The sequence below is a fragment of the Rhodococcus sp. USK13 genome, from assembly GCF_018343855.1.
Taxonomy (GTDB): domain Bacteria; phylum Actinomycetota; class Actinomycetes; order Mycobacteriales; family Mycobacteriaceae; genus Rhodococcus_F; species Rhodococcus_F oxybenzonivorans.
This window is the reverse complement of sequence record NZ_CP069242.1, coordinates 2,197,824-2,224,005: the sequence shown is the minus strand read 5'-3', so window position 1 is coordinate 2,224,005 and position 26,182 is coordinate 2,197,824. Positions and strand designations below refer to the sequence as shown.

At 65.1% G+C, this 26,182-nt stretch carries 22 protein-coding genes and 1 pseudogene; 10 read left to right on the top strand and 13 right to left on the bottom strand.

The window, feature by feature from the left end; genetic code table 11:
- The first annotated feature begins 19 nt into the window (after nt 1–19).
- Nucleotides 20–841, top strand: coding sequence for an MBL fold metallo-hydrolase (locus tag JQT59_RS12915; protein ID WP_213576461.1), 822 nt, complete (start codon nt 20–22; stop codon nt 839–841).
- A gap of 78 nt (nt 842–919) precedes the next feature.
- On the opposite strand, the gene JQT59_RS12910 is transcribed toward JQT59_RS12915, so the two are convergent.
- The 3 genes from JQT59_RS12910 to JQT59_RS12900 form a co-directional block, all read right to left on the bottom strand.
- Nucleotides 920–1,429, bottom strand: coding sequence for a DUF7144 family membrane protein (locus tag JQT59_RS12910; RefSeq protein ID WP_249354376.1), 510 nt, complete (start codon nt 1,427–1,429; stop codon nt 920–922).
- Between the two features lie 126 nt (nt 1,430–1,555).
- Nucleotides 1,556–1,891, bottom strand: coding sequence for a three-helix bundle dimerization domain-containing protein (locus tag JQT59_RS12905; RefSeq protein ID WP_213576460.1), 336 nt, complete (start codon nt 1,889–1,891; stop codon nt 1,556–1,558).
- A 155-nt stretch (nt 1,892–2,046) separates the two neighbouring features.
- The gene (locus tag JQT59_RS12900; RefSeq protein WP_213576459.1) at nt 2,047–2,535 is read right to left on the bottom strand and encodes a hypothetical protein; all 489 of its coding nucleotides are present in this window, start codon (nt 2,533–2,535) and stop codon (nt 2,047–2,049) included.
- A gap of 177 nt (nt 2,536–2,712) precedes the next feature.
- Here JQT59_RS12900 and JQT59_RS12895 point away from each other — a divergent pair, with 177 nt between their 5' ends.
- The gene (locus JQT59_RS12895) at nt 2,713–4,185 is read left to right on the top strand and encodes a CYTH and CHAD domain-containing protein (RefSeq protein WP_213576458.1); all 1,473 of its coding nucleotides are present in this window, start codon (nt 2,713–2,715) and stop codon (nt 4,183–4,185) included.
- 67 nt (nt 4,186–4,252) lie between these two features.
- Here JQT59_RS12895 and JQT59_RS12890 read toward each other — a convergent pair whose 3' ends face one another.
- The 3 genes from JQT59_RS12890 to JQT59_RS12880 form a co-directional block, all read right to left on the bottom strand.
- On the bottom strand, nt 4,253–4,657 hold the full coding sequence (locus tag JQT59_RS12890) for a DUF7144 family membrane protein (protein WP_213576457.1): 405 nt from the start codon (nt 4,655–4,657) through the stop codon (nt 4,253–4,255).
- A gap of 130 nt (nt 4,658–4,787) precedes the next feature.
- Complete coding sequence (locus tag JQT59_RS12885; protein WP_213576456.1) at nt 4,788–6,116, bottom strand: diacylglycerol kinase family protein; 1,329 nt, start codon at nt 6,114–6,116, stop codon at nt 4,788–4,790.
- A complete protein-coding gene (locus JQT59_RS12880) occupies nt 6,113–7,543 on the bottom strand; it encodes a DUF2252 domain-containing protein (protein WP_213576455.1) in 1,431 nt (476 codons plus the stop codon). Before JQT59_RS12880 ends, JQT59_RS12885 begins: the two co-directional genes overlap by 4 nt.
- 240 nt (nt 7,544–7,783) lie before the next feature.
- Here JQT59_RS12880 and JQT59_RS12875 point away from each other — a divergent pair, with 240 nt between their 5' ends.
- The 6 genes from JQT59_RS12875 (at nt 7,784) to JQT59_RS12850 (ending at nt 15,533) form a co-directional block, all read left to right on the top strand.
- A complete protein-coding gene (locus JQT59_RS12875) occupies nt 7,784–8,182 on the top strand; it encodes a DUF7144 family membrane protein (protein ID WP_213577712.1) in 399 nt (132 codons plus the stop codon).
- Between the two features lie 6 nt (nt 8,183–8,188).
- Nucleotides 8,189–9,598: a hypothetical protein gene (locus tag JQT59_RS12870; protein WP_213576454.1), complete on the top strand. Its 1,410-nt coding sequence runs from the start codon at nt 8,189–8,191 to the stop codon at nt 9,596–9,598.
- Nucleotides 9,599–9,759: 161 nt separating this feature from the next.
- On the top strand, nt 9,760–10,158 hold the full coding sequence (locus JQT59_RS12865; protein ID WP_213576453.1) for a DUF7144 family membrane protein: 399 nt from the start codon (nt 9,760–9,762) through the stop codon (nt 10,156–10,158).
- A 24-nt stretch (nt 10,159–10,182) separates the two neighbouring features.
- On the top strand, nt 10,183–11,025 hold the full coding sequence (ppk2, locus tag JQT59_RS12860; protein WP_213576452.1) for a polyphosphate kinase 2: 843 nt from the start codon (nt 10,183–10,185) through the stop codon (nt 11,023–11,025).
- 28 nt (nt 11,026–11,053) lie between these two features.
- Complete coding sequence (locus tag JQT59_RS12855) at nt 11,054–13,807, top strand: cation-translocating P-type ATPase (protein ID WP_213576451.1); 2,754 nt, start codon at nt 11,054–11,056, stop codon at nt 13,805–13,807.
- A gap of 10 nt (nt 13,808–13,817) precedes the next feature.
- Entirely contained in the window at nt 13,818–15,533 is a 1,716-nt protein-coding gene (locus tag JQT59_RS12850; RefSeq protein WP_213576450.1) for a SulP family inorganic anion transporter, read from the top strand.
- 36 nt (nt 15,534–15,569) lie between these two features.
- Here JQT59_RS12850 and JQT59_RS12845 read toward each other — a convergent pair.
- The 3 genes and pseudogenes from JQT59_RS12845 to JQT59_RS12835 all read right to left on the bottom strand — a co-directional run.
- Nucleotides 15,570–17,348 (bottom strand): annotated as a pseudogene (locus JQT59_RS12845) (glycoside hydrolase family 15 protein); the annotation flags it as partial.
- Between the two features lie 242 nt (nt 17,349–17,590).
- Nucleotides 17,591–19,195: an MFS transporter gene (locus JQT59_RS12840; RefSeq protein ID WP_213576448.1), complete on the bottom strand. Its 1,605-nt coding sequence runs from the start codon at nt 19,193–19,195 to the stop codon at nt 17,591–17,593.
- A 29-nt stretch (nt 19,196–19,224) separates the two neighbouring features.
- Complete coding sequence (locus tag JQT59_RS12835; RefSeq protein WP_213576447.1) at nt 19,225–19,638, bottom strand: DUF7144 family membrane protein; 414 nt, start codon at nt 19,636–19,638, stop codon at nt 19,225–19,227.
- A 242-nt stretch (nt 19,639–19,880) separates the two neighbouring features.
- Here JQT59_RS12835 and JQT59_RS12830 point away from each other — a divergent pair, with 242 nt between their 5' ends.
- The gene (locus JQT59_RS12830) at nt 19,881–21,314 is read left to right on the top strand and encodes an MFS transporter (RefSeq protein ID WP_213576446.1); all 1,434 of its coding nucleotides are present in this window, start codon (nt 19,881–19,883) and stop codon (nt 21,312–21,314) included.
- A 127-nt stretch (nt 21,315–21,441) separates the two neighbouring features.
- Here JQT59_RS12830 and JQT59_RS12825 read toward each other — a convergent pair whose 3' ends face one another.
- From JQT59_RS12825 to JQT59_RS12810, 4 genes are all read right to left on the bottom strand, one after another.
- Nucleotides 21,442–22,011 carry a hypothetical protein gene (locus JQT59_RS12825; protein ID WP_213576445.1) on the bottom strand — a complete coding sequence of 190 codons (570 nt, stop codon included), beginning with the start codon at nt 22,009–22,011 and terminating at the stop codon, nt 21,442–21,444.
- Entirely contained in the window at nt 22,011–22,769 is a 759-nt protein-coding gene (locus JQT59_RS12820; RefSeq protein WP_213576444.1) for a ParA family protein, read from the bottom strand. Before JQT59_RS12820 ends, JQT59_RS12825 begins: the two co-directional genes overlap by 1 nt.
- A 170-nt stretch (nt 22,770–22,939) precedes the next feature.
- Entirely contained in the window at nt 22,940–23,191 is a 252-nt protein-coding gene (locus JQT59_RS12815) for a hypothetical protein (RefSeq protein WP_249354375.1), read from the bottom strand.
- A gap of 137 nt (nt 23,192–23,328) precedes the next feature.
- On the bottom strand, nt 23,329–24,384 hold the full coding sequence (locus JQT59_RS12810) for a C45 family autoproteolytic acyltransferase/hydrolase (protein WP_213576443.1): 1,056 nt from the start codon (nt 24,382–24,384) through the stop codon (nt 23,329–23,331).
- Between the two features lie 215 nt (nt 24,385–24,599).
- On the opposite strand from JQT59_RS12810, the gene JQT59_RS12805 reads away from it, so the two are divergent.
- Entirely contained in the window at nt 24,600–26,066 is a 1,467-nt protein-coding gene (locus JQT59_RS12805; protein ID WP_213576442.1) for an aminotransferase class I/II-fold pyridoxal phosphate-dependent enzyme, read from the top strand.
- The last annotated feature ends 116 nt before the right edge of the window (nt 26,067–26,182 follow it).

Below are 26,182 nucleotides of genomic sequence, written 5' to 3'. Positions count from 1 at the left end.
ATCTGGAATCGTAAGGGTTATGAGCGCAACGGCGGGGCCGGACGACAGAGCTTTCGGTCTGCGCTGGCTCGGGCATGCCAGCGCATTGATCGTGGACCGCGGGACGGTCATCTTGACCGATCCGGTGCTGACCGACCGCGTCGCCCACCTGCGCCGCCGCACCGGCCCCACCCCGAGCGGAGTTCACGTGCGCCACCCGGATGCAGTCCTGCTCTCACACCTGCACGCCGACCACACCCACCTGCCGTCACTGCGGCTGCTCGATCCGGACGTTCCGATCGTGGCGCCATGGCGAGCGGTCGACGGCCTGCCCGCGTTGCGCGAGTTCGCCGATCGCCTGCTACCGCTGCGGCCCCGCGAACAGATAGCGATAGGCAAAGTAACGGTGCGCGCCGTGCCCGCCCGACACGACGGCCGGCGCTGGCGCCGCGGCCCGCAGCTCGCGCCGGCGCTCGGGTATGTCGTCGAAGGAGATCGGCGAACATACTTCGCCGGTGACACCGACCTGTATCCGGACCTCGCCGACCATGTCGGCCCGGTAGATCTCGCCTTGCTACCCGTCGGGGGCTGGGGCCCGACACTCGGCAAGGGTCACCTCGATCCACCACGGGCCGCGGTCGTCGCACGTCTGGTGCAGGCCGGCCTGGCTGTACCCATCCACTACGGCACGCTGTGGCCCATCGGCCTCGACGCCGTCCGCCCGCGGCTGTTCTTCGGTCCGGGCGCCGAGTTCGTCCACCACGCCGTCCGGGAAGGGGTGGTTGCGGTGGAGTTGCGTCCTGGTGGCGATCTCGGCGAGCCTGGTCCCGGCTTCGGTTCGCCGAAAATCCACCGCGTCTGACTAGCGCGTCCGTGCCCTGCACCATCGGCAGGGTCGCTGCTGCGGAACGCGTTTCAGCACCCGATCACACTGGTCGCATCACCGAGTGGCAGTGCCGGTGCCGGTGGCAGTGCCCGTGCCCGTGCCGGTGCCGGTGCCGCGAAGGTGTGCGTCGCTGATCTCTCTCTCCGGATTCCACGTCGAAACAGCCCAGATGATGACGATATCGAGAGCGATGATCAACAGTGACCAACCCGGGTAGTAGGGCAACCACAGGAAGTTCGCCACTATCGAGATGGCCGCGACGATGATTGCCGACACTCGGGCCCACCCGGCGCCCGTGAATAGGGCGAGGCCGACGATCGCGACAAGGACGCCGAGGATGATGTGGATCCAGCCCCACGTCGTGAGGTCGAATTTGTAGACGTAATTTATGCCGCTGACGAATACTTCGTCCTCGGCGACCGCCGCGATGCCTTGGAAGAACTGGATGATGCCGACGGTGACCATGATGACGGCGGCCGCCATCGACGTGCCGGCCGCGAAACCTTGTTTTCCGGAGGGATACTCAGAACTCGCTGGATTCTGCCCAAAGCTACGATCGGACATGGCTGACCCTTCCCGAGCTACGATGTACCGGTACCACAATTATCTTCCGCCGCGTGGTGCGTTCGCGGCGAAATTCGAATTCCCACTCGGCGCGCCCCAGTGACCTCGCCATTAATTCGTCACCGTTTACAACAGGCGTGGTGAGCGACGTGCGAACACACCCCACACTCTCCCGCTGCTCGTCGCCGGGCCTGCAACCGGCTCAGGAGGCGAGACAGCGAAAAATTCGGATGCGAGCACGGAGTCCGCGGGAAGCGTCGGAGCACGGCTGTACGTGGCGTCGAGCATGCGTATAGCTGCACGTTCGACCAGCAAAGGGACGAAGTCCCGGATACGGCATCCGTCGAATCGGTGGAGCATGGCCACGACCAGGTCCTCGATCACACCCGGCTCGAGGTCCGGGAACCGCTGAATCAGTCGGGTACGGACGACGTCGATGTCGCGTTCCTCAGTGTCGTCCATGAGAAGAATTGTCCCGCTCGGCCGGCTTGGCGGGAACACTTTTCGATATCATTTCTACGGCTTCTACGTCAGTGTGGGCGCGGGTCGGCCTCGGTTTCCCTTGTGTGCGCATCGACCCAGAAATGCCGGCAAGTGGGCGGCAACGACTGCGGCAGTTATCGTCCCGCGCCGGATTCGGAGGTGGTGGTGAAGGGGCTGGGGCCGAGAGCGACGGTAAACGAGGCCGGGCGGAGTCCGATTTCGGTCCAGCTGGTGGTGACGGTCAGCGACCCGGTGTGAGGGTAAATGCCGATCCAGTACCACGGCGTCGTCCGGTACGGTCCGGACTCGCCGACGGGTGGTTCGCTCGAATGGATCGGGTCGGCAGGGCCGTCGAGTTCGTCGGCGCTGACCAGCACGGTGAGATAAGACCACCGCGCCGACCAGTCGTGGGGGTCGGTCAGGGGGCGAGTTTCATAGCGGGCGAAGTCGGCGCGGATCCCGGTTACTTTCATCGCGAATTGCAGCAGCAACCCGGACGCGAATTCGGTGACCGCGGACAACTCCAGGGTCAGGTCTTTCTCGGCGGCGATCGGCATCGGGGCCTGTATGCGAAGGCCCCGATCCGTGGGTGGCGTGAGAGCCGACCAGCGATGGCGGCGCATGCCTCATCATCGCATCACTCACGTTTCATCGTGGTGAATTTGCGCACAGACAAGAGATTTCGTCGACAGTGAGCCGACTCGCGGCGGGTATCCGGCTGGCCCGGGCCCTACACTGACCACCCTAAGTGATCGACGCCATGCGTGGTTAACAGCTGGGCGGTATGGGAGTCTGGATTCATGAACTCCGCACAGCGAGAACGGGACGACAAGTACGACGCTGACGCCGATTTCGCGGTACCGGACTTCGCTGATGTGGTTCCACCCGGCGGCAAAGTCGACAAGGATACTGTCACCCTCCACAGTGAGTATTTCGACACTTCGGCTCGGGATCTGCTCGCTCATCATGTGAGCTTGCGCCGCCGGTCCGGAGACCTCGGCGGGGAATGGCGCCTGAAAGTGCCCGATCACAAAGCCCACACCGAGATTCGATTGCCGCTGATCACAGACGACGCGGTGCCCGACGAGTTGGCAAACCTGGTCTCGGGGGTCGCGCTGGGAAAACCTGTGCACCCGGTAGTGACGGTATCCACCGTCCGCCGCCGCCACCGCATCCTCGATGCGGACGGGAACCTGCTCGCCGAACTCTCCGACGACACGGTGAAGACTACCGCGGCCGGTGCCTGCGCCGGGGAGGCGGCGATTGCCGCGAACTGGCGCGAGGTCCTGGTCGAACTGGGCGCTGCCGGCGATCGGACCCTGCTCCGAAAGATCGGCAAGCGGCTGACCCGTGCCGGTGCCCGACCCTCGCAGTACTCATCGAAATTGTCTCGGGCGCTTGCGCCTCACGGCACCGGAGGCAGTGTCACTTCCGGCGCGGACCCGGTTCGGGAATCGTTGACGGCGTACCTCGACACCCAGGTCCAGGAGATAGTCGGTGGCGACGTGCAACTGCGCCGCGGTCTGGACCCGATCCATCCCACCCGGGTCGCTATCCGGCGTTTCCGAAGCACTCTGCGGGTGTTCCGGCCCCTCCTCGACCCCGACGCGGGTGCGCATCTCGACGAGGAACTGTCCTGGTACGCAGGAGTGCTCGGTGAGGTCCGGGACCGGGAGGTCCAGCGCGCCAGGTTCGTCGCCGCGGTGACCGACCTGCCCGAAGAGCAGGTACTCGGTCCGGTCGCGGCCCGTATCGAGCGCGACCTACTCGCCGAACAACTCCGATACCGGGCCGAGGTCACGGCGACCCTCGACACCGAGCGATACCGGGCGGTACTCGCCGAACTGGCGCGGTGGCGCAGCGCACCCCCGCTGACCGACGACGCCCGATCCGGGGCAACGGTACTGAAGAAAGCCGCCAGGAAGGCTCGCCGCAAGGCCGACAGAAGATTGGCGTCCGCCCTCGACGACGGAGACGACGAGGGCCTCCACCGCGCCCGCAAGGCCGCGAAACGCGCCCGCTACGCCGCCGAGCTCACCCGCGGAGTTGTCGGGGAGAAGAAGGGGAAGAAGAGGGTGACTCGATACAAGAAGATCCAGCAGGTTCTCGGCGACCATCAGGACAGCGTGGTGGCGCTCGGCACGCTCCGTGCCCTCGGCGCCCGCGCGGGGACCACCGAAGGCGAAAACGGTTTCACCTTCGGGCTGCTCTACGGGCTCGAGCTACTGGCTGCCCAACGTGCCCGCGAGGACGCCGCCCAGCTCGCCACCTGATCTGCAACCCGGCTTGGTGATCGGCGCGAACCACCACCGGTACGACAGTAAGCGTCGAGTGCCCATATCAGTGCCAGTCGGAGTCGGGAATCGCAGTCATGACCGCCCAGATCATGGCCGTGTCGAGGGCGATGATCAGAATCGCCCACGCCGGGTAGTGGGGCAACCACAGGAAGTTGACGACGATCGATGCTGCCGCGATCGTGACCGTCAACGTGCGCGCCCACAGTCCACCGCGGAACAGGGCGCCGCCGACCAGGGCGACCAACAATCCGAGCACGATATGGATCCAACCCCACACGGTCAGGTCGAACTCGTAGGTGTACTCGGGGCCGGCCGTGACGACGGCGTCGTTGCCGACCGCGGCGATCCCCTGAACGATGTGCAAGACGCCGATGGTGATCAGCAAGATCGCGGCACCAATCATCGTGTCGGCCGCGATCTCCTGCCTGCGGATCGACTTGTCGGTCACGACGGTCACCTCTCGGGCTCGGATACTGCGAAGTTCTTTTCCAGTGTGCGCCGCACACCGGGGACGCCATCCCCGAATTCGCGCAATTCACGACAGTCGCTCATCGGCCTCGGCTCAGGTGCCACAGGTGTCAGCCGGGTCGCCGATGCCACGCCAGTTCGCGGAGTCGGACCCAGTCGACGGTGGGTGCGGCCGGGCGCACTCCCGGGCGGTCACGCGGAACCCGGACCCGGAGGGCCCCGGGCTCGATCGTGCAACGCACCGGCGTGGGCAGGAGGAGTGATTCGCCGTCGACACCCACCGGCGTCTGGGGTGTGTCCGAGTCGACGATCACCTCGGTGGTCGTGTGCTGGGTCAATCCGCGCACATTGGCGCGTCGCAACAGCCCGATTGCCTGGCGGGCGCTCGCGACCGAGACGGTCACAGCGCCGAGGACCCCGCGGTCCAGTCGGTCTCGTCGGTTCAGGCCGGCGAGATCGCTGGTGCCGTACGGGTTGTTGCTCACCAGCACTGCTTGCGGGTTTCGCACCGTGACGTCCCCGATCCGGGTCACGAGTGGGGCTCCCGATTGTCCGGCGAGCAGATCCGGGAGCATCTGCAGCACGGTGCCGGCCTTGTCGTCGCGGTACGCCGGGCTGCGGACCACCTCGGCGTAGACGCCGAAGGAGGCATTGTTGACGAACGGGCGACCGTTGATCCGGCCGAGGTCGACCGCAACCTCGACGCCGTCGACTAGGGCGTCGAGGCACCGGCTCGGATCGGTGCGGTCGAGGCCGAGGTCCATCGCGAAGTGGTTTCGGGTCCCCGCGCTGATTACCAGGAAGGGCAGGTTGTTCTCTGCCGCGATCCCCGCTACGAGTGCCTGCGTCCCGTCTCCACCGGCGACACCGAGCAGGTCGGCTCCACGCTCGACTGCCTGCCGGGCCAGGTCGGTGACATCGACGGCGCCTGCGCCTTCGAGCAGGACCACCTCGGCGCCCAGTTCCTCGGCCTTGCGTTGCAGGTCGAACTTCGCGACCTTGCCCCCACCGGAGCGCGGGTTCATGATCAGCACCGGATGTCGCGCCGGCGGGGCGGCCACCTCTCGGACTGTGGTGTCCGACGGCCGTCCACGCAGGGCCGCGCGGGCGCAGAGCACCGAGAGGAACGCGAGAACAACGGAGGCGACCACGAAGACCAGCAGGTCGGCGCGAGTGAACAGAATCAGCACAACGATCGGCGACAGCACCGCGACTGTCAGCGACACCCAGCGCAGGAGACCGCGGCTGGCGATGAACCAGTACAGGGCGGCGACTGTGACGACGACCCCACCGACTCCGACGAGGAGCAGCCCAACGGTGCCGAGTAGACCGGCGAACACCAGTGGAGTCGCCGCGGCGAGGAACGCGAACGCGAACGCTGCCCGCGCCCACCAGCGCCGGGAACCGGCCACGGCGGAGCTTTCGTCGCTCACCATCATGTCCCCGAGTGTGCGGTGATGCGGCCGTCCTCGATTGCCTTCCGCAACACCGCGAAATCGCGTTCATTCTGGTCGGCGTAAGCCTCGGCGAAGGCGGCCAACGCTTTATCGAACTTCTCGTCCGAACCGAGGTACCCGGCGATGGTGAACCGGTCGCCGGCGCGTGCGTGCGCATACGCAAGCACCCGGGCGCACAATCGGCCGTACATCATCATGAGGTCGGGTTTCATGGTTTCCACGACCGCCGATCCCTTGCCGTCCCGCAACTGGCGCACGTAGAAGTCCCGCATCACACCGGCGGCGTCGGGTCCTTGCTGCCAACCGAGGAAGATGTCACTCGCCGCTTGCATCAGCTGCTGCCCGGTCACGACGCGCTCGCCGTTGTTCGCACATGATTCTCCGGCGACGTACTTCTCGAGGACCGACGGTTGCGCCTCCTTTGCCTGCAGGAACAGTGGGTCACCGCCTTGGCCGCGCAACAGGACGATCCAGGCCCGGGTACCGACACTGCCCACCCCGACTACCTTCCGTGCGGTCTGGACGTACTCGTATCGATCGAGCAGCACGCGGCGGGCGGGCGGCAGGGTGCCACGGTACTCGCGCAGTCGTCGGTTCAGCTCCCGGTCGATCTCGTGGGCTTCGGTGCCGGTGAAGATTTCTTCGATCGGTACGACCAGGGGCGGTGTGCTCACTATCCGCGGCCGACCGTCCACCATGGTCGTCAGCCTCGCCAGTGCCTGCACGCTGTCGCGGCCCCGGGACTTGTCGATCGTCTTCTGGACGCGTCTGCGAGTCGAGGAGTCCAGGACGTCGCGGAGCTCGTCCAACTGGGCAGCGGCGTCGATGTGGGAGTACCACACCTCCAGCTCACCGCGCTCCGCCTGAGACGACATGGTTTCGCGGTATTCCGCGGCGCAGGCGAGCGCGATTCGTTTGCGTTGTTTACCGCTGAACGCGTTGCTCCGTCCGGCTACGGCGAGACTGGCGACCAGTCGCTTGACGTCCCATTCGAACGGGCCGGGATGCGTTTCGTCGAAGTCGTTGACATCGAAGGCGAGTGTGCGCTCGGGTGTGGCGAAGAGTCCGAAGTTGCTCAGGTGGGCGTCCCCGCACAACTGGGTGCGCAGGCCGGTGGTCTGGGCTCGGGAGAGGTCGTCGGCCATCACCAGCGCAGCGCCGCGGTAGAACGCGAACGGCGACTGAGCCATCCGCCCGTACCGGATGGGAACCAGATCCGGAACCCGGGTCGCCGCCTGAGATTCGAGCAAATCGACAGGGTCTCGGTCGCGAACCGGAACGTGTTCGGCCATTCCGTCGAACGGAACTCGGCGCCGAACGTTCTCGCCGTGTTCGATGCTCTCCGCCCGCGTCGGCTGATCGACGACCCCTACGAGTCCCGCGTCGGGAAAAGTGTCTCGCTCTGTCATGGCGTGGTTCCTCGTGTCGAGAACGGCCCGGGTTGGCGGTGGCGGTAGCTCCATGATCTCGCGCAGTTCGCCCCCGCGTCATCGTTTCGGGTGCAATCGGTGTCGTGCCGGATATTGCGGCCCGCACACACCTGTCCAATCGGAAGTCGGGTCGGCGAAAATGCAGCCACGGTGTGCGGTAACGGAGGACACTGATGTCCAGTACGACCACTTCACACGTCGCCCGGGGAAGGAACCATGATGTCCGAGGACTCGTTGGTCAAGCAGGGTGTGGCAAAGGGAACGTCGATGGGCGGGGCAGTCCTGCTCGTCACGGTCGGGGTGCTCGAGTTCCTTCAGGGAATCTCCGCGATCGCCAAGGACGATGTAATCGTCGTCGGCATCGAATACACCTATCAGTTCGACGTCACCAGCTGGGGATGGTTCCACCTCGTATTCGGCGTGATCGTCGCGGCCGTCGGTGCGGTGCTCTTCACCGGGGCCACGTGGGCCCGAGTCGGTGCCATGATCCTGTGCGGCCTCTCGATCTTCGTGAACTTCCTCTGGCTGCCCTATTACCCGCTGTGGGCGATCACGATCATCGCCCTGAACGCCGTCGTGATCTGGGCTGTCGCAACCTGGAACCCCGACGAGATCTGACGGGCGATGACCGACGGCAGCGGCACTCCCGCCAGCGGCTCACTCGACAACGACGAACGCGCCGAACTCCTCCGACTACGTGAGGAAGTAGCGACGCTGCGCGGACACACCCCGGGCACCGCCGCCGACGTTCCTACCCAACCGGTTCCGCGTCGACCCCGGCACGGGCTGCGGTGGGTGGGCGTGACGATTCTGCTGGTGTTGGTGGCCGTTCTCGCAATCGCGTCGGTCACCGCCCGCTTCACCCGCAGCCAGATCCTCGACACCGACCGCTACGTCAGCACGGTGGCACCCCTGGGCGACGACCCGGCTCTCCAGGCCGAGATCAGCAACCAGATCACCGACGAAATCTTCACCCGAGTCGACGTCGAGGGTCTGACCGAAGACGCCCTCACCGCACTCACCGATGTCTCGAACCTGGCCGCGAACGCCCCCCGCCTCGACCGGGCCGTCATCGGTCTCGCACCCGTGCTCACCAATCAGGCGAGGACCTTCGTCCACGACACCGTCAGCTCTCTCGTACAGTCCCAGCAATTCGAAGACCTCTGGATCCAGGCGAATCGGGCCGCCCACAGCACGCTCGTCGCGGTGATGACGGGAAATTACGGCCTCAGCTCCGTCGAAGTCGACCAGAGCGGCACCGTCAGCATCTCACTCGGCACCGTGATCGACAGGGTGAAGGCGGCGCTGAACGAGAGAGGTTTTGCGTTCGCGGACAAGATCCCGTCTGTCGACAAACAATTCGTACTGTTCCAGTCGCCGGAACTCGTGAAGGCGCAGCGGGCCGTCGCCGCACTCGACAGGGCGGCGACAATCCTGCCGTGGCTCGGAATCGCCTGCGCTGCAGCAGCTGTCGCCATCGCGCCGACCGGCCGCCGGCTCCGCGCCCTTGCCCTCGTCGGGCTGTCGATAGCGGTGGGGATGCTTCTCCTGGCGATCGGTATTCTCATCGGACGAGCGATCTATCTCGACAGCGTCCCACCCGACGTCCTCTCGCCCGATGCGGCCACAGCCGTCATCGATACCGTGCTGGTGCCGTTGCGCACGAGTCTGCGCGCCGTCGCAGTCCTCGGCCTGGTGATTGCCCTCGGCGCCTACCTCACCGGCGGTTCGTCATCCGCCACCACCGTGCGCCGCGGCTTCGGACAGGCGCTGGATTTCGCGCGGCGAACCGGCAGCGGCCGGCCACCGAACGAGATCGAACGATGGGCTCATCAGCTTCGAGTACCACTGCGGTGCGCCATCATCGGTATCGCAGCCGTGCTGCTGATGTTCTGGCGCTACCCCACCGGACTGGTCGTCTTGTGGATTGTCCTCGGCGCCCTGCTGGCACTCGGGGCACTCGAACTGCTCATCCGTCCCGCCCGCACAGACACTCAGCAGACCGTGGAATCTACGCCGGTACCTTCGCCGTGATCACCGACTGTCCGCGGGCGAGACCGCCGAACGCCGAATAATCCGTCGCTCGATATTTTCGACCGGCCTGCCGGGATTGCAGGTTTACCACCACGGCGGCGTAGAAACGGCGGACAATGTTCGTACCGGGCCGCCCGGTTCGGTAAAGGAAGGGGACGGTCATGTCCGAGACAAGGTCGGTCAAGCAGGGTATCGCAGCAGGCACTTCGATCGGGGCGGCCATCATCATGGTGACCGTGGGCATTATTCAGTTCTGCCAGGGGATCGCCGCGGTCGCCGAAAACGAAGTGTTCGTGGCGGGAGTCGACTACGTCTACAAGTTCGACCTGACCACGTGGGGCTGGATTCACATCGTGCTGGGTGCGCTCGTCGCGGTGATAGGCCTCGCCTTGATCACAGGTGCGGGATGGGCGCGGGTGTCGGCGATCGTGATTGCGGCGATATCGATTCTCGCCAATTTCCTGTGGCTGCCCTACTACCCCTGGTGGTCGGTGCTCATCATTGCCCTCGACGTTGTCGTGATCTGGGCGGTCTCGACCTGGAAGCCGGACCGGGTCTGACCGCTCCGCGGCCGGAGAGTGACCGTGGGTAAGAAGTCGAAACACGACAGGTCCGGGCTCGACCTGCCCCGGCCGGATGCCGGTGCCGCCCCCACACCTATGAAGGACAAGGAGTACCGGCGGCTGCTCCGTCCGCTGCACGGTGAGCTCGTCGCGTTGCAGGAGTGGGTGAAATCGTCGGGTGCGAGGATCTGCATCGTGTTCGAAGGCCGCGACACCGCGGGCAAGGGCGGGGTTATCAAGGCGATCACCGAGCGAGTCAGTCCACGAGTGTTCCGTGTCGTCGCCTTGCCCGCCCCCACGGCTCGCGAGAAATCGCAGATGTACGTTCAGCGGTACCTGCCCCACCTCCCGTCCGGCGGGGAGGTCGTCATCTTCGACCGAAGCTGGTACAACCGCGCGGGTGTCGAACGGGTACTGGGCTTCTGCACCGAGGAGGAAGCGCAGAATTTTCTCCAACTCGTTCCGACGGTCGAACGCGCGATCGTCGACTCGGGCGTCATCCTGCTGAAGTACTGGCTCGAGGTAAGCCAAGAGCAGCAGACGCTGCGCCTGCAGAGCCGGATCGACGATCCACGGAAGATCTGGAAACTCTCGCACCTCGATCTCGAGTCGTACACTCACTGGTACGACTACTCGCGCGCACGGGACGATATGTTCCACTTCACCGACACCGGCTGGGCACCGTGGTATGTCGCGGTGAACGACGACAAGAAGCGCGGCCGCCTCAACGTCATCAGCCACCTGCTGAGCCAGATTCCCTACGAACCGCTCGAACTCCCCGACATCACCTTGCCGAAGCGGCATGGCCCGCACGGTTACGAGGCGCCGAGGCAACCACTGCACTGGATCCCCACTCCCTACTGAGGATCAGAGCCGGAAAGGACGAGCGGTCATGGTCTCGACGGAACACGCGCAGCCCCCGAAGGCTTGGCACGCCCAGGATCCCGACGCCGTCGTGGCCGCCGCAATGTCCGATCGGCAGTCCGGTCTGACGGACGGGGAAGCGGACGAACGGCGCAGGCGGCACGGTCCCAACGAGATCGTTTCCGAGCCAGGGCCGTCGATGTGGACGATTGCGCTGGCCCAGTTGAAGGATCTGATGAACCTGATGCTGGTCGCGGTGGCCGTCGTCAGCGTCGTCATCGGTGAGGTTCCGACCGCGATCGTGGTAGCGGTGCTCGTCGGGCTCAACGTCGTATTGGGCACGCAACAGGAACTGAAGGCACGCGCCAGTGTCGACGCGCTCGCGAAAATGCAGACGCCCCAGGCAAGGGTGACTCGAAACGGAACGCTGATCCAACTCGACGCGACGGACCTCGTACCAGGTGACATAGTGCAACTGGAGGCAGGCGACATCGTTCCCGCCGACGGCCGCTTGCTCACATCTGCCACGCTCGAGACCCAGGAGGCCGCGCTGACGGGCGAAAGCGCACCCGTCCCGAAGGACCCGCGGACCCTCGGCGCCGAAGACGTCCCCCTCGGCGACCGTGCCAACATGGTTTTCCAGAACACCTCGGTTACCCGAGGCACAGCCACCATGGTGGTCACCGAGACCGGTATGCACACCCAGATGGGTCAGATCGCCTCCATGCTCTCGGCCGTCGCACCGGGCAAGTCTCCCCTTCAGCGCGAACTGAATTCGCTCACCAAGGTACTCGGCATCATCGCGTGGTCGGCGGTCGCTCTCATCGTGGTACTCGGAGTACTCCGCGGGCAGAGCCTGGCGACGGTTCTGCTGCTGGGCATCTCCATGGGTGTGTCGGCGATCCCGACAGGCCTGCCGACCTTCGTACAGGCAATGCTGGCCTTCGGGGCCCGTCAACTCGCCGACGCGCAGGCCGTCGTGAAGAATCTCACCGACGTCGAAACCCTGGGCGCCACCAGCGCAATCAACTCGGACAAGACCGGCACGCTCACGATGAACCAGATGACGGTGCGCTCGCTGTACTTTCATTGCCGGTGGTATCTCGTCGACGGTGAGGGATACAGCAAGACGGGTCGGATCACCCAGGCCGCGGGTGAGGCCACTCCTGACTTCACCCTGCTCGCATACGGGCTGTGCCTCGACAGCGATGCCACCGTCTCCGATGCCGGAGAGGTCGTCGGCGATCCGACTGAAGCCGCGCTGGTGGTGCTCGCCGCCAAGATCGGTGTCGACGCCCCACTTACCCGCAGGACATATCCTCGCGTCGCCGAGGTGCCGTTCGACTCCGCATACAAATTCATGGCGACCTTCCACCATCTCTCGGTCGACGGCAGCACCCGGTTCGTGGAACTCGTCAAGGGGGGACCTGATGTGGTCCTCGCCCGATGTGCCACCGCCTATCGGCCAGGCAGGCAGGTGGTGCCACTCGACGAGTTCCGAGAGGAACTGACTGAAGCGAACCGTGCACTGTCCGAGAAGGGTCTGCGCGTATTGGCATTCGCCACCCGACGACTGGACGGGCAGGAGGAAGCTGCGGTGGCCGACCCCATGTCGTTCGTCGACGAGCTCACGTTCGTCGGCATGGTCGGCATCATCGACCCACTGCGGCCGGAGGCGGTCGACGCCGTCCGCACTGCCCAGACCGCCGGCATCGAGGTTCGCATGATCACCGGGGACCACGCGATCACCGCATCCGCGATCGGCGCCGAACTCGGGCTCGGACCAGGCGCCATCGGCGGCCCCGAACTGCAGACGATGACGGATGACGACCTCGCGGCCGCGCTTCCGAACCTGCACGTATTCGGCCGGGTAACCCCGCAGGACAAACTCCGCCTTGCCGACATCATGCAGAAGAACGGTGCAGTCGTGGCGATGACCGGCGACGCCGTCAACGACGCCGCCGCACTGAAGAAGGCCGACATCGGCGTCGCCATGGGATCGGGCAGCGAGGTCACCAAGCAGGCCGGAAAGATGATTCTCACCGACGACAACTTCGGCACCCTTGTCACCGCGATTCGACTGGGACGCAATATCTATGAGAAAATCGTCTCGTACATTCGGTACCAGATGTCGAAATTGTTCTCGCTGGTGCTGCTCTTCCTCGCCGCGAGTATCTTCGATATCAACGACGGCGTCGCGCTCACCCCGCTGATGGTGCTGTTCCAGCACTTCTTCATCACGCTGTTCCCGGTCGCCGTCATCATGACGGACCCGCCGGCGCCGGACCTTATGAACAAACCACCGCGCGACCCCAAGAGGCCGATCGCAAACCGAACGGCATTCCTCCAGTGGCTGGCGTACGGCGTCCTGCAGTTCGTCGTCACGCTGGCCGCGATGCTTCTCGCGCCGGGAGACATGAGCACCACCGAGGCGAACGTCCCGATGACGACGGCGTTCGTGGTGTTGTCGTTCGGGTCCATCCTTGCGGGACTCGTCATGCGGCGCGACCCCGAATCCGGCCTTACCGCACCGATTCTCACAGCGCTGAAGATCCTGTCTGTCCCGGTCGTGGTCACCGTGTTCGCTGTCGAGATCGGCTTCCTCCAGAACCTGCTCATGACCACATCGCTGACCGGCGGCCAGTGGCTCGCCTGCCTCGGCTGGTCGCTGATCATTCCGATCGTCGTGGAAGCGGAGAAGGCCGTGCGTCGCCGGCGGCACGCGCCTCCGAGCGCACCGATTCCCGCCACCGCCGCCGTCGGCCCGCAGCGCGCACGCTGAGGCCCGAACCATGTCCTGGACAGGGAGTCTCGCGCAGCTACCGGGCATCGCGACCGCACGGGCATACCGCCGGGAGTGGCTGCGCCCCGATATCATCGCCGGACTCGTCCTCACCGCCCTGCTGATTCCCGCCGGGATGGGGTACGCGGAGGCCGCCGGGTTGCCCGCCTACGCCGGCCTCTACGCCACCATCATCCCGCTCCTGGCCTATGCGCTGGTGGGACCGTCGAAAATCCTCGTCCTAGGCCCGGACTCGTCACTGGCACCACTCATCGCCGCGGCAGTGTTGCCCCTCGCTGTGGCCGACGACCCGGAAAGTGCCCTCGCACTCGCCGGAATCCTCGGGGTTCTCGTCGGGTTGATCCTGCTCGTCGGCGGGTTCCTGCATCTCGGCTTCGTGACCGAGCTGCTGTCGAAGCCCATCCGGCTCGGCTACCTGAACGCGATCGCGCTCATAGTCGTGGTCGGTCAGCTTCCCAAGCTCCTCGGGTTTTCAGTCGACGCGTCCGGTCTGATCAGGGAGATCGGGGAGATCGGGCAGTCCGTGGTCCGGGGAGAGATCGACCCCGTCGCCGCCGCGATGGGCATCGGTTCCCTCGCCGTCATCGTCGGGTTCCGCATCTGGCTGCCCCGCATCCCGGGCGTCCTCGTGGCCGTGATCGGGGCGATCATCCTGTCCGCTGCGCTCGGACTCACCGACGACATCGGGATGGTCGGAGCCCTGCCCGCGGGCCTGCCACTGCCCTCATTCGGCGGTGTCGACTGGGGAGACGTGGGACAGCTCGTCGGTCCCGCGGCCGGCATCGCGCTGATCGCGTTCGCCGACACCGGGGTGCTATCCCGCACGTTCGCCGCACGGCGCGGTGACGACGTCAACGGCAGCACGGAGATGAAGGCGGTCGGCGTTGCCAACATCGCGGGCGGTCTGTTCGGCGGGTTCCCCATCTCCGCCAGCGGGTCGCGGACCCCGGTGGCCGAACAGAGCGGTGCCCGTACCCAATTGGCGTGCGTCGTCGGCGCACTCGCCGTGCTGGCCTTCGTTCTCGTCGCCCCCGGGGTCACCACCTACCTTCCCGACGCGACACTCGGTGCCGTGGTGATCGTCGCCGCCACTGCACTGGTGGACGTGGACGGCATGGTCCGGATGTGGCGCATGAGCACTGTCGAGTTCGGTCTCGCCATCGCCGCATTCCTCGGGGTCGCCCTGGTAGGAGTTCTGCAGGGAATCCTCGTCGCGATCGGACTGTCCTTCGTCGCTGTCGTCGCGCAAGCCTGGCAGCCGTACCGAACCGAACTCGTCCGGACCGCGGACCGTCCTGGCTTCCACGACGTCGAACGCCACCCCGAGGGGCAGCGCATCCCCGGACTCGTGTTAGTGCGGTTCGACGCCCCCCTCTTCTTCGCGAACGGCGAAATCTTCGATGAGTACGTGCGCTCGGTCGTGGCCACAGCGCCAACCCCGGTGGAATGGGTGGTCGTCGCCGCCGAACCCATCACCGGACTCGACACCACTGCCGTCGACGAACTCGTCGACCTCGACACCTATCTGGAAAGCAAGGGGATCCGGCTGGCTTTCGCGGAAATGAAGGGACCGATCAAGGACCGGCTCATCCGGTTCGGCGTCGGTGACCGGTTCGATTCGACCCATTTCTATCCCACTGTCGAGTCCGCCGTGACTGCATTCCGCAACCGAGCCGACAACCCTGCCGATCCGGCCGACGAATAAACCCACCGCACCGGTCCAGCTCGACAGCATCTCCCGTCACGCGTCGGCGACAGTACCGGCGATGGCATAGGCCGCGCCGATGAGGGTGAGATGGCTGAACGCCTGCGGGAAGTTTCCGACCTGTCGTTGCAGGCGGACGTCGTACTCCTCGGCCAGCAGGCCCAGGTCGTTGGACAGTGAGGTGAGCCGCTCGAACAATGCTCGCGCCTGGTCGGTGCGCTTGTTGAGGGCCAGTGCGCTGACCAACCAGAACGAGCAGGCAAGGAATTGTCCTTCGTCGCCGGGTAGTCCGTCGTCGGTCTGTGCAGTCGAGTATCGCGAGACGAACCCGTCGCGGCCGAGTTCCCGGGTGATCGCGTCGATCGTTCCGCTCACGCGGGAGTCGGTGCCGGGTAGAAACCCGACGAGAGGAATGGTGAGCACGCTGGCGTCGAGTTCCTCGGACCCGTAGAACTGGGTGAAGGTGTTGCGTTTGGCATCGAAACCGTGTTCGCAGACCTCACGATGAATCTCGTCGCGCACCTGCGCCCAACGTTCGACGGGAGCATCGAGCTCGAATTCCTCGGCGAGGCGCACGGCCCGGTCGAACACCACCCAGGCCATGACCTTGGAATGGGTGAAGTGTCGGCGTGGCCCGCGGGTCTCCCAGATGCCGTCGTCGGGTTCGCGCCAGATCGTTTCGATGTACTCGACCACGGTGCGCCACCGTGGCCAACGCTGGGGGTCGATCCGGCCGAGGAGTTGCGCACCGGCGTACAGCATGGCGACGACCTCGCCGTAGACGTCGAGCTGGAACTGTTCGGAGGCGGCGTTGCCCACCCGGACCGGTGCGGAGCCTTCGTAGCCGGGGAAGCCGTCGAGGTCGAATTCGGTCAGGCGCCGCTCCCCGCTGATTCCGTACATGATTTGAATGTTCGTCGGGTCGCCGGTACCGACGCGGGTGAGGAAATCGCGGAAGGCTAGAGCCTCGTCGGTGTATCCGGCAGCAAGCAGCGCCTCGAGGGCGAGCGCGGAGTCACGCAGCCAGCAATAGCGGTAGTCCCAGTTCCGCACGCCCCCGATATCCTCCGGCAGTGAGGTCGTGGGCGCGGCGACCATTCCGCCGGTATTTTCCGACGTCATCGCCTTCAAGGCGATCAGTGAGGTCAGCACCTCATCGCGGTAGGGGCCCGAGTAGGTGCAACGCCCACTCCACTCCCGCCACCACGCTTCGGTACGGGCCAGCGCCGAATCGGCGTCCTCGATGATCGGTGCCGGTGCAAAGGAGGAGTGCCAGCACAGGGTGAAACGTGCCCGACCTCCCTCGGTGACGACGAACTCGGCCCCGACGGTGCCCTTGCCGATGTGCAGCGGCACGGGTGTGCTGAGGCGGAAGGTGTCCGGTCCGGCGGTAGCGCGGATCCCGTCCGGAGCCGGTTCCACCCACGGGGCGATGGATCCGTAGTCGGGGCGAATCACCAGTTCCATCCGCATCGGCACCCGGCCACGCACACCCTGCACGATTCGCATCACCCGCGGTGGACCGTCGCCACGGCGCGGCATGAAGTCGATGATGCGCACCATGCCATCAGCAGTCTCGAAGTCCGATTCGAGCACCAGCGTGCCAGCACGGTAACGACGGGCACTGACCCGCGTTTCACCGGTCGGCGCAAGGGTCCACCGGCCGTGCCGTTCGTCGCCGACCAGAGCGGCGAAACACGACGCGGAGTCGAAGCGGGGCAGGCAGAGCCAGTCGATGGCGCCGTTGTCGCCGACGAGCGCCGCGGTCTGCAAATCTCCGATCAGCCCGTAATTTTCGATACGCATGATCGATCCCCTATCCCACCGTCGTCCTCATTCGTCACCGAAAAATTCTGTTGCAGCCCACATCAAAGCGTGAGGAGAACGATCATCTGATCTCCCCTCATAGATGCACGCTCGAGAGCGGACGACTGTGCGTCAGGCTTTCAGAATATCGCGCGTCGTAGGGCAAGCAGGGGAAGTCGACGAGATCGGCACCCGGTGACGAGAACACAGAGAAGGGCGTACGTCCCATCCCGGCGCCTGGTGACTGCGAGTCAGTCTTCCTGTGGGCTTTCACCGGAATTCTTCGGTGCGAGGTCCAGAATGCGTCTCATGCGGAACGAGTTGAACACCCCGATCAGGCCCGCGAAAATAGGAATGAGTAGGGCGAATTGCAGGGCAAGAGGTCGCGCGTCGGTGTTGATGCGGATGATCTCCTCCTGGATTTCGGGGGGTTGGCCGACGAGCAACTGCTCCAGCTGGGTGTTGCTCATGACCTCGGCGTCGTCCTCGAGCACCCGCGCCACCTGTTGCTGTTCTGCGGGCGGGAGCACGTTGCTCGACTGCGCCATCGCGGTGAAGGTGAGGGACAACGTTGCCAGCATGATGGCGCCCGCGAACGCCAGCCCGAACGAGAGCCCGAACGATCCCGCCGCGGAATTGACGCTGGCGGCTTCACTGATCCGCTCCTCCTCGATCGGTGCGAGTGTGTAGTTGTTGAGTTGTGACACCAGCAATCCCAATCCGGATCCGGCAATCACCAAAGGAATCACCAAGCCCCAGCCGAACTCGGCACGCGGCACCAGCGGGATCAGCGCCGCGATCCCGACCGTCAGAAGCACGAATCCCCACCGGATGATGCTGCTCGGGCGTCGATCGCCCGCCTTCTTGCCTGCGAGCAACGCCACTGCGAACATGCTGAGGGAGAGGGGTGCGAGGGACAATCCCGCCTGCATCGCGTTGTACTCGAGCACCATCTGCAGGTAGATCGGCAGCGCGATCATCGTGCCACCGAGGGCGATCTGCTGGAGCATCTGCCCGGTGATACCCAAGCGAAAGACTTTGGAGCGAAACAGATCAGGGTCCAACAGTGTCGGCTTACCGCCACGTTTGCGCCGCACGAGCCAGTACGCCAGCCCGGCCATCGCTACTGCACCGAGCGCCAGTAGCGCACCTACGGCTTCGCCGCCCTCCTGCCACACCAAAATGCCCAGCACGATACCGCCCATGCCCAGGACGGAGAGGGCCGCGCCCACCATGTCGATGACCCGGGGTCCGGTGTACCGAACATCCTGGACGAGCCGAACGCCGGAAAGCACAACGGCGATGATGACGACTTCGAGCATGAACCCGACGCGCCACGACAGATAGGTGGTGATGAATCCGCCGAGCAGCGGTCCGACGGCGGCGGCAATCGCAGCGGCCGCCCCGACCAGGGCGTAGACCTTCTTTTGGGCGGCCCCTTCGAAGTTACCGTGGATCAGGGACTGCATGGCGGGCAGGAGGAGTGATGCGCCGATGCCACCGAGTATTGCCCAGAAGATGATTATCGCGGTGAGGCTCTGCGCGAGTGCCATCGCCGACGCACCAATTGCATAGCCGAGCAGGCCCAACACATAGGCGCGTTTGCGTCCGATGAGATCGCCGACCTTGCCGCCGATCAGGATGAACGCCGCAGATACCAGCGCCTCGAGTGCAATCGCCGCCTGAACGCCGCTGACGGTGGCCTCGAGGTCGCGAACCACCGAGGAGATCGACACGTTCATCAGTGACGTGTCCACGACAAGCACGAACATCGCCATCGCCAGCAGTAGTCCCAGCATGCGCTGTGAGCCCGCTGCTTTCTCCGACGAATTGCTGGTCTTCGGTCCTCCGGTCATCGATCACACCGTTCTCTCGTCGAAGAACGTCATCTGGCGATCTGACCGTTCTGCACGGTATTACGGTGCCAGGCCGATACGGCCCAGATCACCACGGCGTTGAGGGCGATGATGGTGATCGCCCACATAGGGTAGTAGGGCAACCAGAGGAAGTTGACGAGGATCGACACGGCGCAGATCACGATGGCGCCCACTCGCGCCCAGCCGGCACCGGCGAACAGGGCGATCCCGACTGCGGTGACGATCGCCCCCAACACCAGGTGCGTCCATCCCCACGAGGTGAGGTCGAATTGGTAGGTGTAATCGGTTCCGCTGACGATCACCTCGTCCTTGGCGATCGCGGACAGGCCCTGGAGTACTTCGAGGACACCGACGGTGACGAGCAACACCGCCCCGCCCATCACGGTTCCCGCACCTTGCCTGACCAGAGATTTCTCGGACATGACCGTTCCCTTCCCGGGCAGATGCGTGAAGTGTTCCGGCGAAATCATTGTCCTCCGAACCGGCCGGTAATGGTGGCACTTCGCGGCAGGGGTGCACCACCGCCAACAACCGGTCATGGCAAGTTCCGTGCAGGTAGGGTTATCGAGCAATAGATCCCCACGCACGGACGGACCGTTCGCGGTATCGGATTCGTGGAGTGCGTCGGTTGTTCGACACCGCTGCGACCCGAAGCAGGTGCGAGATGGACTCACGAGACCAGGCAGCTCACCGCTCGGCCGCCCTGCGCCGGGTGCTGATCCCGCTGGCGCTTGCCCAGTTCATCTGCAGCTTCGCCGGCTCCAACATGAACGTGATGATCAACGACATCAGCGAAGACCTCGACACCAGCGTGCAGGGTGTGCAGGTCGCGATCACCATCTTTCTACTGGTGATGGCGGCACTGATGATTCCCGGCGGAAAGCTGACCGACAAATACGGGCGCAAGCGTTGTTTCACCGTCGGCTTGGTTGTCTACGGTGTCGGTGCCCTCATGAGCGCGGCAGCCCCCGGTCTGGGTGTGCTCATTCTCGGCAACTCCATTCTCGAAGGTGTGGGCACGGCGCTCCTGATCCCGCCGGTCTACATCCTCACCACCCTGTTGTTCACCGAAGTCACCTCCCGAGCACGCGCCTTCGGGGCGATCAGTGCGATGGGTGGCATCGGTGCGGCTGCCGGGCCGCTGATCGGTGGTCTGATCACCTCGGCGATCAGCTGGCGGGCGGCGTTCGTGTTCCAGGCGCTGGTCGTCGCGGTCATCGTGGTGCTGGCCCGCAACATCACCGATCCGCTGCCGCCGGACCGCAGCCGTCCGTTCGATGTCGGCGGGGCAACCCTCTCCGCGGTCGGCCTCATCCTTGTTGTGACCGGAATCCTTGCCGCGGACAACAATATCTGGTTGACGATCATTCTGATACTTGCAGGTGCCGTCGTGCTGGTGTGGTTTTTCTGGTCGGTGCGCGCCAAGGAACGCGCCGGCGCGGAACCGTTGCTGTCGAGCGCCTTGTTCCACAACCGCACTTCCAACCTGGGCCTGATCACCCAGAACACCCAGTGGCTGCTGCTCACCGGCGTCTCGTTCGTGGTCGCGGCTTACCTTCAGGTCGTGCGCGGTTACGACGCGATCGAGACGGGCGTGATCTTCACTGCGGAAACGGCGGGTCTGCTGGCCGCCTCCCTCGCTGCAGAACGGTTCGCGAAGCGCCGCGCGCAACGCACCCTGATCCTCGCCGGATTCCTCGTCGTGATCGGCGGCATCGCCGTCCTGTTGGCGCTGGTGAGCGGCACCCCGAACGTCTGGGCGTTCGCGCCGGGACTGCTGCTGATCGGGCTAGGTCTCGGTGTCATGCTGACCCCGTCGGTCAACGTCGTGCAGTCGAGTTTCGCCGAGCAGCTACAGGGCGAGATCTCCGGGCTCTCGCGCAGCGTATCCAATCTCGGGTCCTCCCTCGGCGCCGCAATCGCCGGCACCGTTCTCGTCGCCGGGATCACCACCACCCCCGAGCGTTCGTACGCGCTCGCCATGATCGTCCTCGCGGCCGTCGGATGTGTCGGGCTCGCCGCGTCCGTCCTACTCCCCCGCACGCTGTCGCCGCCGCTCCAGCCCGACGGCGACCCCCCACGACCACCCGCAACATAACGCTGCCAGCCGATAGAGCAGGCGCTCGAGACCGACCTACACATTTCGGAGACTCCAGGGTTCCTTCACGGAAAGCGGTTCACTGCAGAGCATTCCGTGATTCTCCCGCCTGGCGCGATTGGCGGGACTACCCCCGGACGAGTTCGGCGTTGCGCGGCGGGAAGGGTTCGCCGTTGTTGTACTTGCGTGCGAGAACTGCCAGGTAGTGGGCGAGGGCTTCGTCGACGAGGTTGGACCAGCTGTTGGGGGCGCCGGCGATGTGGCCGATGGCGGCGACGGCATTCTTGCCATCCTCGACCTTGGCGCGCTTGATGTAGACGGATTCCTGTTTCTTGTCTGCGGAGACCCGTGTGGGAGTCTTCCTCTCCTCCCCAGGAGCCACCGGTTCGGCGGTGGCGGCTGCTTCCTGTGCGACGCCCACTCCCTGTTCGACGAGGTTCGGCAAGCGTCGTCTGCGGCGTTCGAAGGGATTGTTGGCCGGTCCTGCGACGTCCACCCCCTGCTCGACGAGATTCGGCAGTCGTGGTTTGCGGCGTTCGAGGGGGTTGTTGGCGAGTCCCGGCTTACGTGCGACGCTCGTCAGCACGTCCATGCGACGAGTTCTCGAGTACGTCCCCTCCGGGTGAGCGCCTGCGGGGGTCTGGTGGCGGCGTTCGAGGGGGTTGTTGGCGAGTCCGGGCTTACGTGTCGCGCTCATCACGAGGTCCTTTCGACGAGTTCTTGGGCGGCATCGCGGTAGGCCCGTGCTGCGGACGAGGACGGTGCCCATCTGACGACGGGTTCTTCGGCGCTGTAACTTTCGCTGACACGGACGGACTTCGGGATAATGGTGCGCATCGTCTGGTCGGGATAGGTCTCGCGGAGCGCAGCGAGGACCTGCTGGTCGATGACCTGTCCGAGTTCGACGCGGCCGCACAGGATGTGATTGAGCTTTGCAGTGGGGTTGAGCAGCTCGACCTGCTGGGTGATGTAGTTCTCGATCCGCATGAGCGCTTCGAGTTCCATGGCCCCCGTCATGACAGCGGCGAGCACTTCGGTGCAGGCGACGAGTGCGCTGATGGTCAGGTGGTCGAAGTCTCCGGGGCAGTCGATCAGGTTGAAGTCGACGTCGGGGGCGCCGGCGAGGGCTTTGCGCAGGATTCCGTGGGCACCGGGCTTTTTGAGGAAGTAGGGCCCGACGGAATCGAGTTCCTTGGTGGCAGGAACGAGGTGGATCCCGGACGCGGTGATGGTGGTGGCGTCTTCGATGCTCGACACCAGCATGAGTACCGACAGGACATCGTTGTCGACGGCTTCGGGCGTGGCGCCGAGCCAGGTGGTGGCGTTGCACTGTGGGTCGAGGTCGACGACGCGGACGGTGTAGCCGGCTTCGACGAGGGCTTGGGCAAGGTTGACCGTGCTCGTGGTTTTGGTGGAGCCGCCTTTATGGTTGACCACTGCGATGGTGCGGGTCATGGGCCTGTCCCTTCGTGAAAATATTGTGACGTAAAAGTACTCATCCGTGACGGCGTACGTGTCGCGTTGAGTTTTTTTCAGTCCTGAGACCGTCTCTGGCCGAGGACAGACTTACTGTGACTATCGCGACGAGCTACCGGCCGCCACTGACTGCCCAGACCGGTGATCCGTCACGGGCCTGACCTCCGCGGTTCCACAGATTGGCGTGTGGCGGAACGTTTCTCGTGAATCGATGCCAATAACTCGGTCAGGCCGGTGTCGGCCGCGATCAACCCCGCGATGTAGTCGTTCGCAGTCATGCCGTGCGCCTTCGCGGCGCTGGCAGCTGCTTCTTTGAGCTCCGGTGGCACCAGCGCCTTGACTACAGCACGGGTTCCCTTACTGGGCCGCCCTCGGCGGCGGGAAGCAACAATCTCGGCCATGCCCGTAATTCTGGGACCAGAAAGTCGAACGACCTAACCGACACGCCGCATCCCACAGAATTCCTCACACCCGGTCATCGCTTGCACGGCCGCAGACCCCGACGACCCGAGGCGTTTCGCTCAGTGGTGTCTGCGGTCTATGCGGAGTGGTCGGTCGAAGGTGGCGCGTGCCATCCGGGTTCGATCCAGGGTTGCTGGTCCGGGAGACCGAGGCAGAAGCGTGCCGTGGGCGGAGTTGTGCCGAGCTCGAAGGAGACGGCCCCGAACGTCTGGGTCCGGCGTCCCTGCCGGGGTGTGACGCACAGGGGTGCGGTGCGGTCGGCGAGAAGCACCTCGGCGGTGATGTGAGCACAGGCCCTGTTGGTGTTCGCCTCGAGGAAGTCGAGGCGAGCCACGGAATCGGCAATCCGTCCTTCCCTCGCGAGTTCTCGCTCGGCGTCCGGATCGATGTCGCCGTTGGCCAGCGGGTGATTGGTGTGCAACAAGAGCGGTGAGCCTGCGGGGCAACTGACCACCACCTCATCGGCCGAACACTCGACACCGTGGAATCCGTTCACATCCCCCACGGCGTAGTGCTGACCGCTCGCATGTGAGATGCGGTGCAGGAAGTCGACCGCTTGGTCGAGGGATGAATGAGCAAGTGCACCCCGAATCGCAGCGGCCACCGGCAGCCCGGCGGAGTTGTGGCGCAACATGCCGAGGGCGTTGACGCAGACGCCGACGCCGGCATCGTTGACTCCGGTCAATCCGATCATTCCCGCCGAACTGAGCACGAGTGCCGCGGGCCCTACGTCCGGACGGATGCGCAGAACGATCTGGGATCCGTCCATGAAATCGGGTAAGTCCATGTTCTGGGCGAGAAACACGCCATCGGTGCCAGCCTTTCCGAGGATACTGCAGCCGAGTTCCAGGTGTTCCCGGTGCACCCACCACTGTTCGTCCATGAAGTTGTAGGCAAGGACTTCCGCGAACGGGACCCCTGCCGCCTCCGCGATGCCGCGCATCTCCTCGGCCAGGTCGGGAACCGCGGCCTCTACCGTGGCAAGCAGCCCCGTCGCCGCGAGGTGCCGACGACTCCGAGCACTCGTACCCACTCGCCACCGATCGAGTGCAGCATGTACCGAGTCGCGGGCCTGCTCGCCGTGGGCGCGGCCGCGTGCCCGCCCGTTTCCGGCGCAATCGATGACCGTCATCGGACCTCCTCTCGATCATTCTCGACCGCCCGCGCGGTGAACGGCGGCACTCAGGCATGCAGCCCCCACGGGATCCCGAAGTCACTGTCCGACTGCGGTTGTACACGAAGTCGGGACCACGACGCACGGTACGCCGGCCACGCGACCGGTGGGTCTGGCAGGAGCATCCGACGCGTCGGTGTTCAGGACTTGACGGTGCGGGTACACCTCTCGGTATGGATCAGTCGCAGACACCGTTGTTGGATGCGTTGGAGGAATATCATCGGCTCGACCGATACGGATTCTCCCCGCCGGGGCATCGTCTGGGGCGGGGCGCGGACGAGCGGGTGACGAAGGTCCTCGGCGCCGATCCGTTCCGTTCGGACGTGCTCGCTTCCGGCGGTCTGGATGACCGGAAGTCGAGTAATGGTTACCTGTCCAAGGCTGAGCAGCTGATGGCGGAGGCGGTAGGGGCGGAGCAGGCTTTCTTCTCGACGTGCGGCAGCTCGCTGTCGGTGAAGGCCGCAATGATGGCCGTCGCGGGCAATGATCCCGGCGGGATGCTGGTCTCACGTGATTCGCACAAATCGATCGTGGCGGGATTGGTGTTCAGCGGTGTGACGCCCCGGTGGATCACCCCACGTTGGGATGAGGAGATGCACTTCTCTCATCCTCCGTCCCCGGACCAGGTGGGGGCCATGTGGGAGAAGTATCCCGACGCGGCCGGTGCCCTGATCGTGAGTCCCAGCCCCTACGGCACGTGTGCGGACATCGGAGCCATCGCGCAGGTGTGCCACGAGCGCGGCAAGCCGCTCATTGTCGACGAGGCGTGGGGTGCCCATCTTCCCTTCCACGACGACCTGCCGACCTGGGCGATGGACGCCGGTGCCGATGTGTGCGTGGTGAGCATCCACAAGATGGGAGCGGGTTTCGAGCAAGGCTCGGTCTATCACGTGCAGGGTGACCTGATCGACGGCACTCATCTGTCCGCCTGCGCGGACCTACTGATGACGACGAGCCCGAACGTGATGCTGTATTCGGCCATGGACGGGTGGCGGCGGCAGATGGTAGAGCGCGGCGCGGACCTTCTCGGCCGTGCTCTCGCGCTCGCCGGCCGCACCAGGGAACGGATCGCCGAAATCGACGGACTGACCGTGCTCGAGGACCGGCTACTCGGTGAGGAAGCGTCGCACGACCTCGACCGGCTGCAGATCCTCATCGACGTCAGCGAACTCGGTGTGTCCGGATTCCAGTGCACCGACTGGGTGCGCGAGAACTGCCACCTCGACCTCGGCATGCACGATCATCGCCGAATCATGGCGACCATGTCGATGGCCGACGATGACGACACCGCCGACCGGCTGGTCACCGCGCTCGACCAAGTGGCTCGAGCCGCAACCACATTCGATCCACCACCGCCTATTTCGTTGCCGGGACCCGAAGAATTGCAGCTCGAATCGGTGATGTCGCCCCGGGACGCGTTCTTCGGTAAGGCCGAGATGGTCGACGCCGGTGAGGCGGCCGGCCGAATCGCAGCCGAGCAGATCACTCCGTACCCGCCGGGTATCCCTGCGGTGGTGCCGGGAGAGCGGCTCGATCAGACCGTCGTCGACTATCTGCGCAGCGGTGTGGACGCGGGAATGAACATTCCGGACGCAACCGATGCCTCACTCCAGCAATTCCGGGTCGTTGTGGACACCTGATGTAGGACAACCCGTCCCGCCGTCCGTTAGGGTGACGACAAAGGGTGTACCGCTACGCCCGCTGGTCGACCTGCGGATCGGATGGCCATCGAGCGGGTGTGCGAGAGACCCTTGTG

Bases quoted from the DNA above. Each gene is read 5' to 3' on its own strand.
- JQT59_RS12915 (WP_213576461.1), top strand. From the start codon at position 20: ATGAGCGCAACGGCGGGGCCGGACGACAGAGCTTTCGGTCTGCGCTGG.
- JQT59_RS12910 (WP_249354376.1), bottom strand. From the start codon at position 1,429: ATGTCCGATCGTAGCTTTGGGCAGAATCCAGCGAGTTCTGAGTATCCC.
- JQT59_RS12905 (WP_213576460.1), bottom strand. From the start codon at position 1,891: ATGGACGACACTGAGGAACGCGACATCGACGTCGTCCGTACCCGACTG.
- JQT59_RS12900 (WP_213576459.1), bottom strand. From the start codon at position 2,535: ATGCGCCGCCATCGCTGGTCGGCTCTCACGCCACCCACGGATCGGGGC.
- JQT59_RS12895 (WP_213576458.1), top strand. From the start codon at position 2,713: ATGAACTCCGCACAGCGAGAACGGGACGACAAGTACGACGCTGACGCC.
- JQT59_RS12885 (WP_213576456.1), bottom strand. From the start codon at position 6,116: ATGATGGTGAGCGACGAAAGCTCCGCCGTGGCCGGTTCCCGGCGCTGG.
- JQT59_RS12880 (WP_213576455.1), bottom strand. From the start codon at position 7,543: ATGACAGAGCGAGACACTTTTCCCGACGCGGGACTCGTAGGGGTCGTC.
- JQT59_RS12875 (WP_213577712.1), top strand. From the start codon at position 7,784: ATGTCCGAGGACTCGTTGGTCAAGCAGGGTGTGGCAAAGGGAACGTCG.
- JQT59_RS12870 (WP_213576454.1), top strand. From the start codon at position 8,189: ATGACCGACGGCAGCGGCACTCCCGCCAGCGGCTCACTCGACAACGAC.
- JQT59_RS12865 (WP_213576453.1), top strand. From the start codon at position 9,760: ATGTCCGAGACAAGGTCGGTCAAGCAGGGTATCGCAGCAGGCACTTCG.
- JQT59_RS12855 (WP_213576451.1), top strand. From the start codon at position 11,054: ATGGTCTCGACGGAACACGCGCAGCCCCCGAAGGCTTGGCACGCCCAG.
- JQT59_RS12850 (WP_213576450.1), top strand. From the start codon at position 13,818: ATGTCCTGGACAGGGAGTCTCGCGCAGCTACCGGGCATCGCGACCGCA.
- JQT59_RS12840 (WP_213576448.1), bottom strand. From the start codon at position 19,195: ATGACCGGAGGACCGAAGACCAGCAATTCGTCGGAGAAAGCAGCGGGC.
- JQT59_RS12835 (WP_213576447.1), bottom strand. From the start codon at position 19,638: ATGTCCGAGAAATCTCTGGTCAGGCAAGGTGCGGGAACCGTGATGGGC.
- JQT59_RS12830 (WP_213576446.1), top strand. From the start codon at position 19,881: ATGGACTCACGAGACCAGGCAGCTCACCGCTCGGCCGCCCTGCGCCGG.
- JQT59_RS12825 (WP_213576445.1), bottom strand. From the start codon at position 22,011: ATGAGCGCGACACGTAAGCCCGGACTCGCCAACAACCCCCTCGAACGC.
- JQT59_RS12820 (WP_213576444.1), bottom strand. From the start codon at position 22,769: ATGACCCGCACCATCGCAGTGGTCAACCATAAAGGCGGCTCCACCAAA.
- JQT59_RS12815 (WP_249354375.1), bottom strand. From the start codon at position 23,191: ATGGCCGAGATTGTTGCTTCCCGCCGCCGAGGGCGGCCCAGTAAGGGA.
- JQT59_RS12810 (WP_213576443.1), bottom strand. From the start codon at position 24,384: ATGACGGTCATCGATTGCGCCGGAAACGGGCGGGCACGCGGCCGCGCC.
- JQT59_RS12805 (WP_213576442.1), top strand. From the start codon at position 24,600: ATGGATCAGTCGCAGACACCGTTGTTGGATGCGTTGGAGGAATATCAT.